General features: G+C 64.3%; 15 protein-coding genes. 4 read left to right on the top strand and 11 right to left on the bottom strand.

From position 1 onward, the window contains the following. Positions 1-101: 101 nt before the first annotated feature. The 3 genes from XI06_RS26785 to XI06_RS26775 form a co-directional block, all read right to left on the bottom strand. Positions 102-503, bottom strand: a complete 402-nt coding sequence (locus XI06_RS26785) for an ACT domain-containing protein (RefSeq protein WP_271606925.1) — start codon at positions 501-503, stop codon at positions 102-104. Between the two features lie 133 nt (positions 504-636). After that, positions 637-1,926 carry a DNA polymerase IV gene (locus XI06_RS26780; protein WP_271606924.1) on the bottom strand — a complete coding sequence of 430 codons (1,290 nt, stop codon included), beginning with the start codon at positions 1,924-1,926 and terminating at the stop codon, positions 637-639. Further along, positions 1,923-2,234, bottom strand: coding sequence for a DUF3572 domain-containing protein (locus XI06_RS26775; RefSeq protein WP_128951365.1), 312 nt, complete (start codon positions 2,232-2,234; stop codon positions 1,923-1,925). Before XI06_RS26775 ends, XI06_RS26780 begins: the two co-directional genes overlap by 4 nt. Before the next feature lie 250 nt (positions 2,235-2,484). Here XI06_RS26775 and XI06_RS26770 point away from each other — a divergent pair, with 250 nt between their 5' ends. Together XI06_RS26770 and XI06_RS26765 are read left to right on the top strand one after the other, a co-directional pair. After that, on the top strand, positions 2,485-2,850 hold the full coding sequence (locus tag XI06_RS26770) for a response regulator (protein WP_007603272.1): 366 nt from the start codon (positions 2,485-2,487) through the stop codon (positions 2,848-2,850). 14 nt (positions 2,851-2,864) lie between these two features. After that, on the top strand, positions 2,865-4,238 hold the full coding sequence (locus XI06_RS26765; RefSeq protein ID WP_237861628.1) for a PleD family two-component system response regulator: 1,374 nt from the start codon (positions 2,865-2,867) through the stop codon (positions 4,236-4,238). A 159-nt stretch (positions 4,239-4,397) separates the two neighbouring features. Here XI06_RS26765 and XI06_RS26760 read toward each other — a convergent pair whose 3' ends face one another. Continuing rightward, positions 4,398-5,003 (bottom strand): TetR/AcrR family transcriptional regulator, encoded by a 606-nt coding sequence (locus XI06_RS26760; protein WP_237873382.1) that lies wholly within the window; start codon positions 5,001-5,003, stop codon positions 4,398-4,400. Positions 5,004-5,133: 130 nt separating this feature from the next. Here XI06_RS26760 and XI06_RS26755 point away from each other — a divergent pair, with 130 nt between their 5' ends. After that, positions 5,134-6,372 (top strand): MFS transporter, encoded by a 1,239-nt coding sequence (locus XI06_RS26755; RefSeq protein ID WP_271606923.1) that lies wholly within the window; start codon positions 5,134-5,136, stop codon positions 6,370-6,372. 161 nt (positions 6,373-6,533) lie between these two features. On the opposite strand, the gene XI06_RS26750 is transcribed toward XI06_RS26755, so the two are convergent. The 3 genes from XI06_RS26750 to XI06_RS26740 all read right to left on the bottom strand — a co-directional run bounded on the left by XI06_RS26750 (position 6,534) and on the right by XI06_RS26740 (position 10,292). After that, positions 6,534-8,378 carry a tetratricopeptide repeat protein gene (locus XI06_RS26750; protein ID WP_271606922.1) on the bottom strand — a complete coding sequence of 615 codons (1,845 nt, stop codon included), beginning with the start codon at positions 8,376-8,378 and terminating at the stop codon, positions 6,534-6,536. Positions 8,379-8,674: 296 nt separating this feature from the next. Further along, entirely contained in the window at positions 8,675-8,842 is a 168-nt protein-coding gene (gene rpmG, locus XI06_RS26745) for a 50S ribosomal protein L33 (RefSeq protein WP_057756569.1), read from the bottom strand. Between the two features lie 124 nt (positions 8,843-8,966). Beyond that, complete coding sequence (locus XI06_RS26740; RefSeq protein ID WP_271606921.1) at positions 8,967-10,292, bottom strand: LLM class flavin-dependent oxidoreductase; 1,326 nt, start codon at positions 10,290-10,292, stop codon at positions 8,967-8,969. 210 nt (positions 10,293-10,502) lie between these two features. Here XI06_RS26740 and XI06_RS26735 point away from each other — a divergent pair, with 210 nt between their 5' ends. Further along, complete coding sequence (locus tag XI06_RS26735; protein WP_237873388.1) at positions 10,503-11,045, top strand: hypothetical protein; 543 nt, start codon at positions 10,503-10,505, stop codon at positions 11,043-11,045. 58 nt (positions 11,046-11,103) lie between these two features. Here the strand turns inward: XI06_RS26735 and XI06_RS26730 are convergent, their stop codons facing one another. Genes XI06_RS26730 through topA form a run of 4 tightly spaced genes read right to left on the bottom strand, consistent with a single transcriptional unit; the run spans position 11,104 to position 17,447 of the window. Next, positions 11,104-11,853 (bottom strand): NUDIX hydrolase, encoded by a 750-nt coding sequence (locus XI06_RS26730; RefSeq protein WP_271606920.1) that lies wholly within the window; start codon positions 11,851-11,853, stop codon positions 11,104-11,106. A 32-nt stretch (positions 11,854-11,885) separates the two neighbouring features. Further along, on the bottom strand, positions 11,886-12,326 hold the full coding sequence (locus XI06_RS26725) for a DUF983 domain-containing protein (protein WP_237873392.1): 441 nt from the start codon (positions 12,324-12,326) through the stop codon (positions 11,886-11,888). Then, a complete protein-coding gene (gene rnr, locus XI06_RS26720) occupies positions 12,320-14,671 on the bottom strand; it encodes a ribonuclease R (protein WP_271606919.1) in 2,352 nt (783 codons plus the stop codon). Before rnr ends, XI06_RS26725 begins: the two co-directional genes overlap by 7 nt. A gap of 7 nt (positions 14,672-14,678) precedes the next feature. Beyond that, positions 14,679-17,447, bottom strand: coding sequence for a type I DNA topoisomerase (gene topA, locus XI06_RS26715; RefSeq protein WP_237861640.1), 2,769 nt, complete (start codon positions 17,445-17,447; stop codon positions 14,679-14,681). Between the last annotated feature and the right edge of the window lie 89 nt (positions 17,448-17,536).

The raw sequence follows: 17,536 nt of genomic DNA, 5'->3' as shown, positions 1-17,536 counted from the left end.
AATGGCCCTTCCGCGTCCTCAGCACACGCCCGCCTTCCTGCCGTTCTCAGGGGTTGAGCAGACGTCGGGCGGCCAGGCCCTTATGAGTACACAGCCTGGGCTCAGTTCGTCCCGCTCATGTTTTGCAACAGAGCCATCGCCTCGTCGGCGCGATCCACGGGCACGAAGAGATGGTCATGATGAAACGCTGATACGGCATTGACGCTGATGGCGGCTGCAGCGAGGCGCGCGGTGATGGCCGCCAGGAATCCCACGGCATTGAGTGCAGAGTGGACTGTCAACGTGATCAGGCGGCAGGGGAATGCATCGTTTAGTCCTGCCGCTTCGGCCTCTTCACGCGGGATGACCAGTGTCGTTCCTTCCTGCTCGCGGAACATCAGCAGCGGATTGAGCGTCGCGGGAAGCGGCGCATCCGTCGCGATCGTGCAGAACACGAAGTTGCCCGGCTGCAGCTCCGGCTTCACATTCTTCAGTAGCGCGTCGAGATCGCGTTCGGCTGGCATGGTTTGTCTCTCGGGTCGCGGCCCTGCCGCGTGCCGTCATTGCGAGCGCAGCGAAGCAATCCAGAATCTCTCCGCGGTGACAGTCTGGATTGCTTCGCTGCGCTCGCAATGACGATGTGGAGGCAGGCCGCCATCACTCCTGCACCTTCTCCGGCCCGTCATAAGCAAGGCCGCGAATGACTGCGGCATTGCCGAACTTCTTGCGCAGACTGTCGACCGCCCGCTCGGCATGGGCGGCGCGGCGGTCGAGCATGTCGGTGTCGTCGGCGGGGGAGCCGTCGCGGAGCGCGCTGACGCCGGCGCCCATCAGGCGGAAGGCGGTGCCGTCGATCTCTTTCGCCAGCATCTCGCGGCAGATCGAGAAGATCTTTGCGGCAAGCTGCGTCGGGGCTGCAATCGACTGCGAGCGCGTGCGCTGGCGGAAGTCAGCCGTCTTCAGCTTCAGCGTGACGGTCGAGCCGGCAAGCTCGCTGCTCTTGAGCCGCGACGACGTCTTCTCGCACAGCCGCCACAGGATCTTCTCCAGCGTCGCGAAATCGCGGATGTCGGTCTCGAACGTGGTTTCGCTGGAAATCGTCTTGGCGCCGCGATCGGCCTCGACGCGGCGATCGTCGATACCGCGCGCCAGCCGCCACAGCCGGCGGCCCTCGCTCGGAAATTGTCGCATCAACTCGATCTCGTCGGCCTTCTGGAGATCGGCGATGATGCGGAAGCCGTGCTGCATGAGACGTTCTTGCGTTGCCGGGCCAACGCCAAAAATGAAGCCGACCGGCTTTTCCGCCAGCATGGTCCGCGCTTCCTCCTGGTCGAGCGCGGCGAAGCCGCGCGGCTTGTCGAGGTCGGAGGCGATCTTGGCCAGGAACTTGTTGCAGGACAGGCCGACCGAAACGGTGATGCCGACGTCGCGCTCGACCTCGCGGGCAAAGCGCGCCAGCACTTTTGCGGGGATCATGCCGTGCACACGCTCGGTGCCGGAGAGATCGAGAAAGGCCTCGTCGATCGACAGCGGCTCGACCAACGGGGTCAGCGCCTGCATGGCCTGGCGCACCTCGCGGCCGACGCGGACATACTTCGCCATGTCAGGCGGAATCACGGTCGCATGCGGGCAGGCCTCCAACGCCTTGAACATCGGCATCGCCGAGCGGACGCCATAGGTCCGCGCGATGTAGCAGGCGGCCGAGACCACGCCGCGTTTGCCCCCGCCGATGATGACCGGCTTGTCGGCGATGTCAGGATTGTCGCGCTTCTCGACCGTCGCATAGAAGGCGTCGCAGTCGACATGGGCGATGGTGAGCCCCGCAAGCGCGCGGTGACGGACGAGGCGAGGGGAGCCACAGGCGGAACAGCGCCGTCCGCCCATATCCAGATCGGCCAGACAATCCCGGCAGAAGCAGCGGGGTCCGGCCGCATCGGGGGCGGTCACGGCACGTCGCGCTCCCAGGTCCGGTCGCCGAGCGCATCGCCCAGCACCTGCCGCGCGGCGGCAACGTTGGTCGGATGCAGCTCCGAGGCCTTGGCAAAGGCCTTCACGGTGTCGTCATCGCGCAGCACGAAATCGAGCACGCTGAGCAGGAAATTCGGGTCCGAGGCGGCATTCCGGAGCGTCTCCGGACCGACCCCTGTCTCGGCCAGGAACAGGCCCAGCCTTTCAGGCTCGCCGGCGACAAAGGACAGAGCCTGAATCGCAACGATTTCAGCGACTTCGCGGGGGTTGTGAACAGGCTTTTTCAAGGGCCCGGTTTGCCTTTCCGTTAACTTTCGGTGTCTACTTTGGAATATGCCCGAGTCTAGGGACTGAGTCTCGGCCTCGAATCCTGCTGGCCCAAACAAGCAACTGGAAACCACATCGCAGAAAGTGGCCCCTCGGGTTTAACGAAACTCAAGCGAATCTGAGGCTAGTTTGAATCCAGTTTTCGAAGCGCCGGAAAGCGGCGCCTGAGGCGTCACATGCATCGGTCTTTGGACCAAACAGGAGGGCGGGATGGCTAAGACCGTCCTGATCGTGGAAGACAACGAGCTCAACATGAAGCTCTTCCGTGACCTGTTGGAGGCGCACGGCTACCAGACCACCGGCACCAGCAACGGCTACGAGGCGCTCGACCTCGTCCGCAAGATGCGGCCCGACCTCGTGCTGATGGATATCCAATTGCCTCAGGTCTCCGGCCTCGAGGTGACGCGCTGGATCAAGGACGATCCGGAGCTGCGTTCCATTCCCGTCGTCGCGGTCACGGCCTTCGCGATGAAGGGCGACGAAGAGCGCATCCGCGAGGGCGGCTGCGAAGCCTATTTGTCCAAGCCGATCTCGGTCGGCAAATTCATTGAGACGGTCCGGCGTTTTATCGGATAGGAAGTGAGTTCAAAGTGTCCGCGCGTATCCTTGTCGTCGATGACGTTCCCGCCAACGTCAAACTCCTCGAAGCCCGTCTCTCGGCCGAATATTTCGACGTGATGACCGCCTCGAACGGCACCGAAGCGCTGGCGCTGGCCCGCCGCGCCGAATGCGACATCATCCTGCTCGACGTGATGATGCCCGACATGGACGGCTTCGAAGTCTGCCGCCGCCTCAAGACCGATCCGGCTACGCACCACATTCCCGTCGTGATGGTCACCGCGCTCGACAGCCCCGCCGATCGCAACCGTGGCCTCGAGGCCGGCGCCGACGACTTCCTGACAAAACCCGTCTCCGACGTCGTATTGATCGCGCGCGTGCGCTCGCTGACGCGACTGAAGATGATGACGGACGAGCTGCGCATGCGCGCCATCACCTCGCTCGAGATCGGCATGCAGGCGCCCGAGCGCAGTGCCGTGGCCGACACCGGCAAGGGCGGTCGCATCCTCCTGGTCGACGATCGCGCGTCGTCCTACGAGCGGCTGGCGACGATCCTCGCCGCCGAGCACACCGTCGACGTCGAGCCCAATCCGACCGAAGCGTTGTTCCACGCGGCCGAGGGCAACTACGATCTCCTGATCGTCTCGCTCGACCTCAACAATTTCGATGGCCTCAGGCTGTGCAGCCAGGCCCGCTCGCTCGAGCGCACGCGTCACGTGCCGATCCTGGCGATTGCGGAAGCCGAGAACTCCACGCGGCTGCTGCGTGGCCTGGAGATCGGCGTCAACGACTATCTGCTGCGCCCGATCGACAAGACCGAGCTCCTGGCGCGCGCCCGCACCCAAATTCGCCGCCGCCGCTACACCGATCATTTGCGCGACAACGTGCAGAACTCGATCGAGATGGCGATCACCGACGCGCTCACCGGCCTGCACAATCGCCGCTACATGGAAAGCCATCTGGCAACGCTCGCCGAGCAGGCATCCACGCGCGGCAAGCCGCTGGCGCTGATGATTTTGGACATCGACTTTTTCAAGTCGATCAACGACAATTTCGGCCACGACGGCGGCGACGACGTGCTGCGCGAGTTCGCGGTGCGCGTGCGCAAGTCGATCCGCGGCATCGATCTGGCCTGCCGCTACGGCGGCGAGGAGTTCGTCATCGTGATGCCGGAGACCGATCTCCACGTCGCCGGCATGGTCGCCGAGCGCCTGCGCCGCTCGATTGCCGGCGAGCCCTTCGCCATCCACAAGGGCACCAAGCGGGTCGAGGTCACGATCTCGATCGGCCTGACCACGCTGGAGCAGAAGGGCGAGGCGGTCGCCGACGTCCTCAAGCGTGCTGATATGGCGCTGTATCGTGCCAAGCACGATGGGCGCAATCGGGTGGTGTCGCAGGCGGCGTGATAGTCGTGTGCAGTCGCTAGCGCCACACCCTCCGCTGTCATTCCCCGCGCAGGCGGGGAATCCAGTACGCCGCAGCCTCTCGTTCAATCACAACTGCCTCTGGAATACTGGATCACCCGCTTTCGCGGGTGATGACATCTGGGCATGCTGCGACAGCGGTTATTGCGGCGCGCGCTTGCCCTTCACGGCCGGCTTCGCATCACCCCCCACATCCACCCCCGCATTCCGCAACAACACCTTCGCCGCTTCCTTGGCTGCCCGCGCCATCGCTGGATCGTCGCGCACCAAATCCTGCGCGATCGAGCCGTCGACCAGCAGCACGAGTTGCGTTGCGAGCGCATCTGCTTCCGCAACCCCTAGCTCGTTCAGCCGTTCGCGAAACCAGACGCGGCGGCTTTCCTTGAAGGCGATGGCGATCTTCTTCACGGCGCGGTCCGTGGGGCCGAGCTCGGCGACCGCATTCACGAACGGGCAGCCGCGAAAATCCTTGGCTGAGAAACGCCGCTCCAGCGAATCGAAGGTGCCGAGAATCTGCTCGACCGGCGGCCTGTCGGAGGGGCGGGCGCTGACGAAGCGGCGCTCCAGATAGGCCGCGATCAGCGCATCCTTGGACGGGAAGTGGTTGTAGAGCGTGCGCTTGGAGATGCCGATCTCGGCTGCGATGGTGTCGACGCCGATGGCGCGAATGCCCTGCAGATAGAACAGCTTGTCGGCGGTCTGAAGGATCCGCTCTTTCATCGTCTGTGGGGCGGGTGGGGGAGCCATGCGTCGTGATGCGTCCTGTTGGCTTGACAGCGCCGGCCTCTTATAGACTAATTACACAGGTCTGTGTAATCAAAATCAACGCGAAATGCAGATGCCGCCGCGCGTGCCGCGCCCATGAGGGAGAACAAAAATGCCCCTGTTGCAGGTCCTGCGTCCGACATTGCCGATCCTGATCGGCGCCTCGATCATGCTGACGCTGAGCATGGGGCTGCGGCAATCGCTCGGCATCTTCATGCAGCCGCTGACGCACGACATCCATCTCTCGGTATCGGACTTCACGCTGGCGCTTGCGGTTCAAAACCTCGCCTGGGGCTTCCTCCAGCCGCTCGCCGGCGCGATGACGGTGCGCTTCGGCTTCCGCCCGATCATGATCGTGGGCGCGCTCATGTACATTGTCGGCCTCATCCTGATGGCGACCGCCAACGGTCTCGTCAGCATCATGATCGGTGCCGGCGTGCTGATCGGCACCTCGCTGGCCTGCACGGCTGCGGCGATCGCGATGTCGGTGGCGGCGCGCGCGGTCCCTGCAACAGTGCGCTCGACCGTGCTCGGCATCGTCTCCGGCGCCGGCTCGCTCGGCGCGCTGCTGTCGGCCCCGATCGGGCAGATGCTCAATGAAGGTTTTGGCTGGCGTATCGGCCTTGCCGGCTTCGTCGTCATGTCGGTGCTGATGATCCCCGCCGCGTGGTATGCTGGCCGTGTTGACGCCATTCCACTGCCGAAGCCGGCCGCTGACGACCTCGGCGATGCCACGGCAGCGTCCGTAGCGAAGGCCGCGTTCGGCAATGCCGCCTTCGTGGTGATGACTTGCGCCTATCTCGTCTGCGGCATGCAGCTCGTGTTCCTCACCACGCATCTGCCGTCGTATCTGGCGATCTGCGGCCTAGATCCGATGCTCAGCGCGCAGACGCTCGGCATGATCGGCGGCTTCAACGTGCTGGGCTCGCTGTTCTTCGGTTGGGCCGGCCAGCGCTGGAACAAGCTCGCGCTGTTAGGGGCGATCTACGTCCTGCGCTCGCTGGCGCTCGCCTGGTACTTCATGCTGCCGGCGACGCCGTTCTCGACGCTGCTGTTCGGCGCCATCATGGGCTTTCTGTGGATGGGCGTCGGCCCGCTGGTTGCGGGAGCCGTCGCCGAGATGTTCGGCCTGCGCTGGCAGGCCATGATCCAGGGCCTCGCCTTCATGAGCCATCAGATCGGCAGCTTCCTCGGCGCCTACGGAGGAGGGCTGATCTACGACGCGCTCGGCTCCTACAGCATGGCCTGGCGCATCGGCGTCGCGCTCGGCCTTGCCGGCGGCGTCATCCAGGTCGCGTTCGCGCTGATCAGGCCGTCGCAGCCGCCGGCGCCGGTGATGCGGACGGCCTGAGTCACTTGGTATTTCATTGTCACCTCCGCGCAACTGCGCCGCGTGGCTCGCACCTCAGGATGACGGATCAGAAAATTCGGCCCCGCGTAGCAGCGTTGCCGGACGATGTCGCGCATCGCCTAGGCTGCAGCGAGTCCGGGACACGAGCGGTGGTGACTTGATCACACCGGCAGGAGCAAAGCCTGATCCTGCTTTGACCGCCACGCTGAAACCCGGCCCTCCAATTCGTCGCGAACGTTCTCCACGACGCCAGTCCAGTCCCCTCGCTGCGTTTGCCTGAACAGCCGCATCGACTGATACCACGGGCTGTCATCGCGCTCGAGCAGCCAGCGCCAATCAGGATTGAAGGGCACCAGCGTCCAGACGGGGGCTCGAAGCGCGCCGGCGAGGTGGGCGACGCTGGTGTCGACGGAGATCACGAGATCGAGACAGGAGATCAGCGCCGCTGTTTCGCTGAAATCGGTGAGCTGCTCCGTGAGGTCGACGATGTCACGGCGTTCGTTGAGGAAGGAGCGGTCCTGATCGCGTACGCCTTTTTGCAAGGAGACGAACTGGACGTCGCAATCGAGCAGCGGCGCGAGCGTGCGCAGGGCCATCGATCTGTTGTGATCGTTCTTGTGATCGGGGTTGCCCGCCCAGACCAGGCCGATGCGAAAGCGATCGTGGGGACCGAGCCGGTCTTGCCACGCTTTTACGCGCGCTGTTGGCGCGGCAGGAATATAGCCTTGCGCGAGCGGGATCGTATCGAGCCGCGTCCCGAATGCCAGCGGCAGCGTTCCCAAGGGGCAGTGCAGGTCGAAGGCTGGCGTCGACGATCGGCCGACACATTCTGCGACTCCTTCGATGCCGCCCAGAAGCTGCTGGATCGGAGGCTCGACCTCCAGGATGACGCGCGCGCCTGATGCCGCCACCATCGGCACATAGCGGGCGAACTGGATCGCATCGCCTAGCCCCTCGTCGGAGTGCAGCAGGATGGTCTTGCCTTCGAGCGGCCGCTCGCCGCGCCAGAGCGGTTTTGAAAAGCCGCGATCGACCAGGCCGACTGACGGCAATCTCCAGCGCGCCTCGCGAGCGGGCCAGCCGCGCTCGAAATCGCCGGTGAGGAGCTGAAGCGTCGCCAGATAGAACAGCGTCTGCGCATCGTCGGGGGCGGCCGCGAGCGATCTGTGCAGGGTCGCGAAAGCCTCGTCCAGCATTTGCAGGTGCAGCAACACCACGGCCTTGTTGTTGAGCACGGCATGGGAATCCGGGCGAAGCGCCAGCGCCCGATCGAGGCAGGCAAAGGCCTGTTCCAGCCGGCCAAAGCGCCAATGCAACAGGCCGAGATTGTTGTGCGTCTCCGCGAGGCCCGGATCGAGCGCGATGGATCTTTCGTAGTCGGCCTCTGCTTCGTCGAAGCGGCTGAGCGCGGAGAGGCAAACGGCGCGCATCTGATACAGGGCCGCGGAGCTTCGGTTCAGCCTCTCGGCGATGTCGAAGCATTCCACGGCCTCCGCATGCCGGCCGAGTTCAAGAAGCAGCATGCCACCATTGTGCGCGGCTTCCCAGTAATTCGGATTGAGCTTCAATGCCTGCTGCAAGTGCCTTGCGGCTTCGTCCTTGTGCCCGAGTTGCCAGAGCAGATTGCCGATGTGATTCCAGAGGCTGGCATCATCGGGTTTGAGACTCGAGGCCTTGCTGAAATGCTGGCGAGCGTCCTCGAGCCGGCCCAGTCGCTCCAGCACCGTCGCAAGGCTGAGGAGATATTCTGCCTTCGGCGCCTGTTGGACGGCGCGGTCAATCCATTCCACGGCTGCGTCAGGTTGTTGCGCGTGAAAGCAGAGCGCCCCGAGCAGGTGAAGCGCATCCGGATGTTGCTCGTCGAGCGTCAACGCCTGCTGGCAGCACAGCTCGGCTTCGGCAATGCGTCCCGATTGAAGATGCGCAAAGCCGGCCTGGCAGAGTGTGGCCGGCGTGACCCTTCCGGAATGTTTGGCCGCGGTGGCTCGGCGCTCTCTGCGATTCATGGACGGTTAGAGTGGAGGAGTATCCACCCCGCAATGGAAGGCCGCGAGGCTACTCCTTCTAACCATACCGGGATTTCGCGAGGCTGGCGGCGTGCTGCGCGTGCGGGACAGGAGAGGGGCGCGTGCTGCCACTCTATGCTCCGTCATTGCGAGCGCAGCGAAGCAATCCAGAGTCTTTCCGCGGAGGGATTCTGGATTGCTTCGCTGCGCTCGCAATGACGTTTGGAGAGATCGGAGACGCAAACGAAAACGGGGCCCGAAAGGGCCCCGCAAAATCGTCAGCGTGTACCGCGATCTTACTTGATCTTGGCTTCCTTGAACTCGACGTGCTTGCGCGCGACGGGATCGTACTTCTTCTTGACCAGCTTGTCGGTCATGGTGCGCGAATTCTTCTTGGCGACGTAGTAGAAGCCGGTGTCGGCCGAGGACACGAGCTTGACCTTGATGGTGACCGCTTTGGCCATGTTCTGAACCTCAGAAAATTGGGGAATCTGGAGCCGGCCAAACGGCCCGCGTTGGCCGGCAACCTAGCCAGAAACCGCCTGATGTCAAGGTTTTAGGGCTGGAAAACCACTCAAATCGGGCCGATTAGGCCTCGAAGAAGCGGTTTTTCGGCCGCGGCAGGCCCAGATTCTCCCTCAAAGTGGCGCCTTCATACTCTTTGCGGAAAATCCCGCGCTTTTGCAGCTCGGGGACGACCTTGTCGACGAAATCGTCGAGGCCGGCGGGCAGGAACGGGAACATGATGTTGAAGCCGTCGGAGCCGCGTCCGACCAGCCATTCCTCCATCTGGTCGGCGATGGTTTTCGCCGTGCCGACGAAGGACAGCCCGCCGTAACCGCCGACGCGCTGGGCGAGCTGGCGCACGGTGAGCTTGTCGCGCCGGGCGAGGTCGACCATGCGCTGGCGGCCGCTCTTGCTGGCGTTGGTCTCGGGGATGTCGGGCAGCTGTCCATCAGGATCGAAGCCGGAGGCATCGGTGCCGAGGATGACGGAGAGCGACGCGATGGCGCTGTCGTAGTGCACGCGGCTGTCGAGCAGCGCGCGCTTCTCCTTCGCCTCGTCGACGCTGTCTCCGACCACCACGAAGGCGCCGGGGAGAATCTTCAGGTGTTCGGGGTCGCGGCCGATCTTCTCCATGCGGCCCTTGATGTCGGCATAGAGCTTCTGTCCGTCGGCGAGGCTGCCGCCGCCGGTGAACACCGCCTCCGCGGTCTCGGCCGCGAGCTGCTTGCCGTCTTCGGAGGCGCCGGCCTGCACGATCAGCGGCCAGCCCTGCACGGGACGGGCGATGTTGAGCGGGCCGCGCACCTTCAGATATTTGCCCTGGTGGTCGAGCACGTGCATCTTTGCGGGATCGAAGAACAGCCCGCTCTCGACGTCGCGCACGAAGGCGTCGTCGGCGAAGGAATCCCAGAGGCCCGTGACGACGTCGTAGAACTCGCGGGCGCGCTTGTAGCGCTCGGCGTGCTCCATGTGGTCGTCGAGGCCGAAATTCAGCGCCGCATCCGGGTTGGAGGTGGTGACGATGTTCCAGCCGGCGCGGCCGCCGCTGAGATGGTCGAGCGAGGCGAAGCGGCGGGCGACGTGATAGGGCTCGTCGAAGGTGGTCGAGCCGGTCGCGATCAGGCCGATGCGCTCGGTGACGGCGGAGAGCGCCGAGAGCAGCGTGAACGGCTCGAACGAGGTGACGGTGTGGCTGCGCTTGAGCGCATTGACCGGCATGTTCAGCACGGCCAAATGATCGGCCATGAAGAAGGCGTCGAACTTGCCGGCCTCGAGCTTCTGGATCAGCTGCTTGATGTGACCGAAGTTGAAGTTAGCGTCGGGCCAGGCCCCGGGATAGCGCCAGGCGCCGGTGTGGATGCTGATCGGGCGCATGAACGCGCCAAGCTTGAGTTGCCGTTGTACCATCGCGCCCTGGTCCGTTCTTGATGTCGTTCGCAAACACATAGGCACGCCGGGGAACTCCGCCATTGGGATGGCTAAGAAGAATTTTTTGTTTTTCGCGACACGCTCAGCACAATCGCGTCATTGAGGGCCATGAGGGGACGAGAGCGGGGCGGCTCTCGAACCAATCGGCCGGTCGATCCGACCAAGCCAAGAACCGAAGGAAAGCATGACATGGCCAGTGCAATGACCGTAGACGGCAGCATCGTCCGGATCGACCGGCCGATGCCTTGGTTTGGCCGGTTGCTGTCGCTGCCGCTGCTGGCGGCCAGCGGCTATCTGCTCTGGAATGTCGCGCTCGGGCTGCGCCAGGATTTCTCCGGCTTCGGCCGGCTCGCCGACGACCTCGTGCCGGTGCTGGTGTTTTCGGGCCTCGGGCTGCTCGTCGGCATTCCCGGCCTGATCCTGCTGACCTTCCGCACCTTCGTCGTGCTCAACGAGGCGTTGCGCCAGATCGTCGTCACCAGGCAGTTCGGCCCGCTGAATTTTCGAAAGTCCCGTGATCTCGCCGATTATCACTTCATCAGCATCACCGACGACTATGATCCTCAACTGACCACCTACGACGTCAATCTCTGCGGCAACAAGGGCACCGAAGCGATTTCGCTGATGAGCTTCACCAAACGCGAGGACGCCAACCAGCTTGCTCAGGAGCTCGGGCGTGCCCTGAATTTGCCGGCGCGCGATTATGTCGGCACGGAGCCGGACGCGGATTAAGAGTCTTGTTTTGACGCGTTTTCTTCACGCGAACCGGTAGCCACTTCGCTTGAAAACGCTACCTCAAGACATCCTTCTGCATCTTGCCGCCGTAGAAGTGGAAGAACGGCACCGGCGCATCGTGACGCAGCGGGCCGGTGGCAAGACGCGTGTCGAGCTCGTTGAGGACATTCCGTGTCATGGGATGCAGATCGGCGAGCGGCTTTGAGCCGAGTTCGACCCAGACCAGTTCGACCAGCTCTGCATCCGCATGGATCACGCCCTCGACATGGTGGGTGATCGCGGAGGCATCTGCCGTGAAGAAGCGCGTGTCGAACCGCTTCACGCGGCCGGGCGGGGTGATCGCGCGCGCGATCAGGAACAGGCTGGAGGGATCGGGCAGGAGGCCAGCATCGGCGAACGGCTTCCAGGGGCCTTCGAGTTTTGCTTTGCCTTCATTCTTGCGGCCGAGGCAGAGGCCGGTCTCCTCGCAGGCTTCGCGGATCGCGGCAATCGCCAGCGATTTGGCGCGCGAGGCCGGCGTCTTCGGGCTGCCCTTGGCGAGATTGGCTTCGAGCTGGGCGGTGATGGGGGCAGCACACGGCACGCGGTGATCGTCCTTGTCGACGCGGCCGCCTGGGAAGACGAATTTGCCGGGCATGAACACCACCTTGTCGTGGCGCTTGCCGACCAACACCTTTGGAGTGCCGCCGCTGCGATCGACCAGGATCAGCGTCGCCGCATCCCGCGGGCGGAAATAGGGATGGTGATCGGCTTCCTTTTCCTCGTGGACTTTTGCCTTCTCGGTCGTCTGCGCCGTGTCGCTCATATCCTCACCCGGACTGTTCTTGCTTATTGTGCTTACACAGGCGGAATACCATCCGGCGGGTTCTCGTCAAACCCGTGCATGCGCAGAGCCCATTGCAAGCCGACCACAGCTCCCTTCACCGGCTGCAGCAGGGCGAGCGACGCAAAGAAGGTGAACGGCAGGTAGGCCACGAAGCTGAGCCAGACCGGCGTCGTGTAATTGGTCTCGATCCAGAGGATCGAGGGCACCACGATGTGGCCGACGATGACGATCACGAGATAGGCGGGCAGATCGTCGGCGCGGTGCGGCGTGAAGTCGAGGCCGCAAGCTGCACAATTGTCCGCCGTCTTGAGGAAGGCGCGGAACAGCTTTCCCTGGCCGCAGCGCGGGCAGCGGCCGCGAAAGCCGCGCTTCATCGCGGCCCAGAGATCGCGCTTCTCGATGAGGCCGGTCTCGCGCGTCCAGATCTTTGGCGCCGTGCTCATGGTCACCATGCCTTGCCCTTCTTGCCCTTGCTCTTGCCCTTGTTCTTACCCTTGCCCTTCTTGCCGGGCTTGGGCTTTGACGGCTTGCGTTTTTTATCCGGACTGCGGCCCGGATGCGCCTTGAACGAGGGACGACGTTGCGGGCCGGGTCGCCTGCGATCGCGCGGGCTCGTCTCGCTTGAGGACGACAGCAACTCGAAACGCAGCGCGCCGGCGATGGGGGCCGCTTCGATCAGCCTGATGTCGACGACGTCGCCGAGCTGGTACATGGTACCGCTGCGCGTGCCGATCAGCGCGTGGCGGCTCTCGTCATAGTTGAAATATTCCGTGCCGAGGGATCGGATCGGGATCAGGCCGTCGGCGCCGGTCTCGCTCAGCTTGACGAACAGGCCGGCGCGGGTGACGCCGGAGACGCGGCCCTGGAAAGTCGAACCGATACGGTCGGCGAGGTGATGGGCGATCAGGCGGTCGACGGTCTCGCGCTCCGCCTTCATCGCACGCCGTTCGGTCAGCGAAATATGCGCGGCGACTTCGCCGAGCGATTCCGCGGTCTCGCTGTCGGGCAGGGCGCCTTCGCCCAGGCCCAATGCGCGGACCAGCGCGCGATGGACGACGAGGTCGGCATAGCGGCGGATCGGCGAGGTGAAATGCGCGTAGCGGCGCAAATTCAGGCCGAAATGCCCGTAATTCTCGGAGGAGTATTCCGCCTGCGCCTGGGCGCGGAGCACCACCTCGCTCACCAGCGGGAAGTGGTCGTGGCCCTCAAGCTGCGCCAGCACGCGGTTGAACAGAGCCGGGCGCAACGCGCCTGATTTGGCGAAGGGAACATCGAGCGTTTGCAAAAATTCCGAGAGTGCGTGGACTTTTTCGAGCGTCGGCTCGTCATGCACGCGGTAGATCAACGGGAGCGATTTCTTCTCCAGCATCTCGGCCGCCGCGACATTGGCGAGGATCATGAACTCCTCGATCAGCTTGTGCGCATCGAGGCGCTCGGGCACGACGACGCGGTCGACCGTGCCGTCGCTCTTCAGCAGGATCTTGCGCTCGGGCAGATCGAGATTGAGCGGATCGCGCTCGTCACGGGCCCGCTTGACGCAGGCATAGGCTACATAGAGCGGCCTCAGGATCGGATCGAGCAGGGGGCCGGTGGTGTCGTCAGGCCGTCCATCGATCGCGGCTTGTGCCTGCGCGTAGCTCAGCTTGGCGGCTGAGCGCATCAGGATGCGATGGAAGCTGTGCGAGCGCTTGCGGCCGTCGGGCGCAATGATCATCCGCACCGCGAGCGCGCCGCGCGGCTCGCCCGGCACCAGCGAGCAGAGATTGTTGGAGATGCGCTCGGGCAGCATCGGCACGACGCGGTCGGGGAAATAGACCGAGTTGCCACGGTCGAGCGCGGCGCGATCGAGCGCGGTGCCCGGCTGCACGTAGAAGCTCACATCCGCGATGGCGACGTCGACGATGAAGCCGCCCTTGTTGTTCGGATCGGGATCGGCCTGCGCGTGCACCGCGTCGTCGTGATCCTTGGCGTCAGGCGGATCGATGGTGACGAGCGGCACGTCGCGCCAGTCCTCGCGTCCCCTAAGGTTAGCCGGCTCCGCCGCTTCCGCCTCGCGCTCGGCGGCGGAGGAGAACTGCAAGGGGATGTCGTGGGCGTAGATCGCGATCAGGCTGATCGCCTTCTCCGACTTGACCGAACCGAGCTTCTCCTTGACCCGGCCCGAAGCCAGCCCAAAACTACGGGTGCGGACGATGTCGACGCTCACGAGGTCGCCGTCCTGCGCGCCGCGCGTGTCGGCGGCTGCGATGTTCAGCTCGCGGTCGGCGGACTTCTTGTCGACAGGGACCAGCCGTCCGCCACCTTCAGGCAGACTGCGGAAGACCCCGAGAATGCGGCTCTTGGTCTTGTCGAAGACCTTGATGATATGGCCGCGATAGGCCGGGCCTTCGTTCTCGTTGGTCGGCTCGACCCGCAGCAGTGCGCGGTCGCCGACGCCGGCGGCGGTACCCGGCTTCGGCCGGCGCGGCATTGTGATGAGGATCTTTGGCGGCTCGCCGCTCTCGACCTCGTCCCATTCGCTGGGGGAGGCGATCAGCTCGCCGTCAGAATCGCGGCCTGTGATGTCGGCGACCAGCGTCGTCGGCAGACTGTCCGGCTCGGAGACGGTGTGGCGCTTCTTCTTGATGGTGCCGTCGTCGGCAAGCTCGCGCAAAATGCGCTTGAGCTCGATGCGATCGGCGTTCTTCAGGCCGAACTCGCGCGCGATGTCGCGGGTTCCGACCTTTCCTGGATGTGCCTTGATGAAGGCGACGATGGCTTGCCTGTCGGGAAAGCCATGGTCATTCTTGCGTTTCACTTAACCTCTAATTGGTGCCGGCACTCTTCTTGGCCGGAGCTTTGGCTGCGCCACCTGACTTGGTCGCCGAGGTCTTTGCCGTCGACGCCACGCCTGCGCGCGCCTTGCTGGTGGATTCGGTTTTGGTTTTGGCCGCGGTTTTCTTCGCGGCCGGTTTCTTTGGCTTCGGCGCGGTGTCGTCACCGTCCGCGGCCTTCTCTGCAGTCTTCTTGGCCTTGGCCGGCTTCGCAGCCTTCTTTGCCGTCTTGGTGGTTGTCTTGGCCTTGCCGCCGCCCTTGGCGGCGCGCTCGTCGATCAGTGCGATCGCCTGTGCCAGCGTCACCGTGTCCTTTTCGAACTCGGCCGGGATCGTCGCGTTGACGCCGCCCGCGGTGACATAGGCACCGTAGCGGCCGCTCTTCACGGTGACGGTGCCGAGCGAGGGGTGATCGCCGAGCGCCTTGCCGGGATCGGCGCCGAAGCGACGGCTCGGGCCCTTGGCAACCTTTTCCGCGATCAGCGTCACCGCGCGATTGAGGCCGATGTCAAAGACCTCGTCTCCGGCCTCAAGGCTGGCATAGGTCTTCTCGTGCTTCACGAACGGCCCGAAGCGGCCGAGGCCGGCCGTGATCGGTTGGCCGGTCTCGGGATGCTTGCCGATCTCGCGCGGCAGCGACAAGAGCTTGAGCGCAAGCTCGAGCTCGATATCGCTGGGCGATGTGCCCTTGGGGATGCCTGCGCGCTTCGGCTTCTCGCCTTCCTCATAATCCTTCTGCTCGCCGAGCTGGATGTAGGGGCCGAAGCGGCCGGCCTTGACCCAGACATCGCGACCCGTCTCCGGATCCTGGCCGAGCGAACGGTCGGCGGTGGTCTCGCTGTCGGCGGCGAGTTGGCGCGTGTAGCGGCACTCCGGATAGTTCGAGCAGCCGACGAAGGCGCCGAACTTGCCGGCCTTGAGATTGAGCCGGCCGTTGCCGCAGCTCGGGCACTGCCTGATGTCGCCGCCATCCGTGCGCGGCGGATAGATGTGCTGGCCCAGCATGTCGTCGAGCACGTCGAGCACCTGTGCGACGCGCAGATCCTTGATCTCGTCGACAGCGCCGATGAAGCCGGTCCAGAAATCCTTCAGCACCTGCTGCCAGGAGATCTCGTTGTTGGAGATGCGGTCGAGCTGCTCTTCGAGATTGGCCGTGAAATCGTATTCGACGTAGCGGCTGAAGAAGCTCTCCAGGAACGCCACCACGACGCGGCCCTTGTCCTCGCCGTGCAGGCGCTTCTTCTCCAGCTTGACGTAACCGCGGTCCTTCAGCACCTGGAGGATCGAGGCATAGGTCGAGGGCCGGCCGATGCCGAGCTCTTCCATGCGCTTGACCAGCGATGCTTCCGAGAAGCGCGGCGGCGGCTCGGTGAAATGCTGGGTGACGGAAAGCGACTGCCGCTTGAGTGCGTCGTTCGGGCTCATCGCGGGCAGGCGGCGGGAGTCCTCGTCTTCCTCGTCGTCGCGGCCTTCTTGATAGAGTGCCAGAAAGCCGTCGAACTTGACGACCTGGCCGGTGGCGCGCAGCTCCAGCGTGCGACCGCCGGCCTTCGCCGTGATGTCGACGGTGGTGCGCTCGAGTTCGGCCGATTCCATCTGGCTGGCGATAGTGCGCTTCCAGATCAGCTCATAGAGCCGCGCCTGATCGGCATCGAGCTTGCGGCTCATGCTGTCGGGGCGGCGGGAAAGATCGGTCGGGCGGATCGCTTCGTGCGCTTCCTGGGCGTTCTTGGCCTTGGCCTGATACTGGCGCGGTGCATCCGGGACGTAGGCGTTGCCATAGTCCTCGCCGATTACCTTGCGCGCCTGGGTGATCGCAGAGGGATCAATCTGCACGCCGTCGGTACGCATATAAGTAATGAGTCCGGTGGTCTCGCCGCCGATGTCGATGCCCTCATAAAGGCGCTGCGCGATGCGCATGGTGTGCGCCGGCGCAAAGCCGTATTTGCGGCTGGCTTCCTGCTGCAAGGTCGAGGTGGTGAAGGGGGCCTGCGGATTGCGGCGCGCCGGCTTGGCATCGACCGCGGTCACCGCGTAGGTCGCCAGTTCCAGCGCCTTCTTGAAGTCTTCGGCCTCAGCGCCGCTGCCGATGTCGAGGCGCTGGATCTTCTTGCCGTCGGCACCGACGAGGCGCGCCTCGAAGGCATCGCCGCGGGGCGTCAGCAGGGTCGCGATCAGCGACCAATATTCGCGCGGCACGAACTTCTCGATCTCGAGCTCGCGGTCGCAGACGAGGCGCAGCGCCACCGACTGCACACGGCCCGCCGAGCGGGCGCCCGGCAGCTTGCGCCACAGCACGGGAGAAAGGGTGAAGCCGACCAGATAGTCCAGCGCCCGGCGCGCCATATAGGCGTCGACCAGGGCGCCATCGATCTGGCGCGGGTTCTTCATCGCGTCGGTGACGGCCTGCTTGGTGATGGCGTTGAACACCACGCGCTCGATCTTCTGATCCTTCAGCGCGCGCTTCTCTTTCATCACCTCCAGCACATGCCAGGAGATGGCTTCGCCCTCGCGATCAGGGTCGGTCGCCAGAATCAGGCGGTCGGCACCCTTCAGGGACTTGGCGATATCGTTGAGCCGGCCGGCCGCCTTGGGGTCGACCTCCCAGATCATCTTGAAATTGGCGTCGGGATCGACGGAACCGTTCTTCGCAGGGAGGTCGCGGACATGGCCAAATGAGGCCAGAACCTCATAGGACGAGCCCAAATACTTGTTGATCGTCTTGGCTTTCGCCGGCGACTCCACAATGACGATATTCATGTAGTTCCAGTAACTTACGGGGAAATATTGGGCCGATTTCCTCTAGATTCGGGTCGGCCGTTTCGTCCCGAACATGGGTGGTGGGGCGG

This window comes from Bradyrhizobium sp. CCBAU 11434, assembly GCF_028128895.1.
Classification (GTDB): domain Bacteria; phylum Pseudomonadota; class Alphaproteobacteria; order Rhizobiales; family Xanthobacteraceae; genus Bradyrhizobium; species Bradyrhizobium zhengyangense.
This window is presented reverse-complemented; position numbering and strand designations above follow the sequence as displayed.

Bases quoted from the DNA above. Each gene is read 5' to 3' on its own strand.
- XI06_RS26770 (WP_007603272.1), top strand. From the start codon at position 2,485: ATGGCTAAGACCGTCCTGATCGTGGAAGACAACGAGCTCAACATGAAG.
- XI06_RS26785 (WP_271606925.1), bottom strand. From the start codon at position 503: ATGCCAGCCGAACGCGATCTCGACGCGCTACTGAAGAATGTGAAGCCG.
- XI06_RS26740 (WP_271606921.1), bottom strand. From the start codon at position 10,292: ATGGTACAACGGCAACTCAAGCTTGGCGCGTTCATGCGCCCGATCAGC.
- rpmG (WP_057756569.1), bottom strand. From the start codon at position 8,842: ATGGCCAAAGCGGTCACCATCAAGGTCAAGCTCGTGTCCTCGGCCGAC.
- topA (WP_237861640.1), bottom strand. From the start codon at position 17,447: ATGAATATCGTCATTGTGGAGTCGCCGGCGAAAGCCAAGACGATCAAC.
- XI06_RS26725 (WP_237873392.1), bottom strand. From the start codon at position 12,326: ATGGTGACCATGAGCACGGCGCCAAAGATCTGGACGCGCGAGACCGGC.
- XI06_RS26755 (WP_271606923.1), top strand. From the start codon at position 5,134: ATGCCCCTGTTGCAGGTCCTGCGTCCGACATTGCCGATCCTGATCGGC.
- XI06_RS26735 (WP_237873388.1), top strand. From the start codon at position 10,503: ATGGCCAGTGCAATGACCGTAGACGGCAGCATCGTCCGGATCGACCGG.
- XI06_RS26750 (WP_271606922.1), bottom strand. From the start codon at position 8,378: ATGAATCGCAGAGAGCGCCGAGCCACCGCGGCCAAACATTCCGGAAGG.
- XI06_RS26730 (WP_271606920.1), bottom strand. From the start codon at position 11,853: ATGAGCGACACGGCGCAGACGACCGAGAAGGCAAAAGTCCACGAGGAA.
- XI06_RS26760 (WP_237873382.1), bottom strand. From the start codon at position 5,003: ATGGCTCCCCCACCCGCCCCACAGACGATGAAAGAGCGGATCCTTCAG.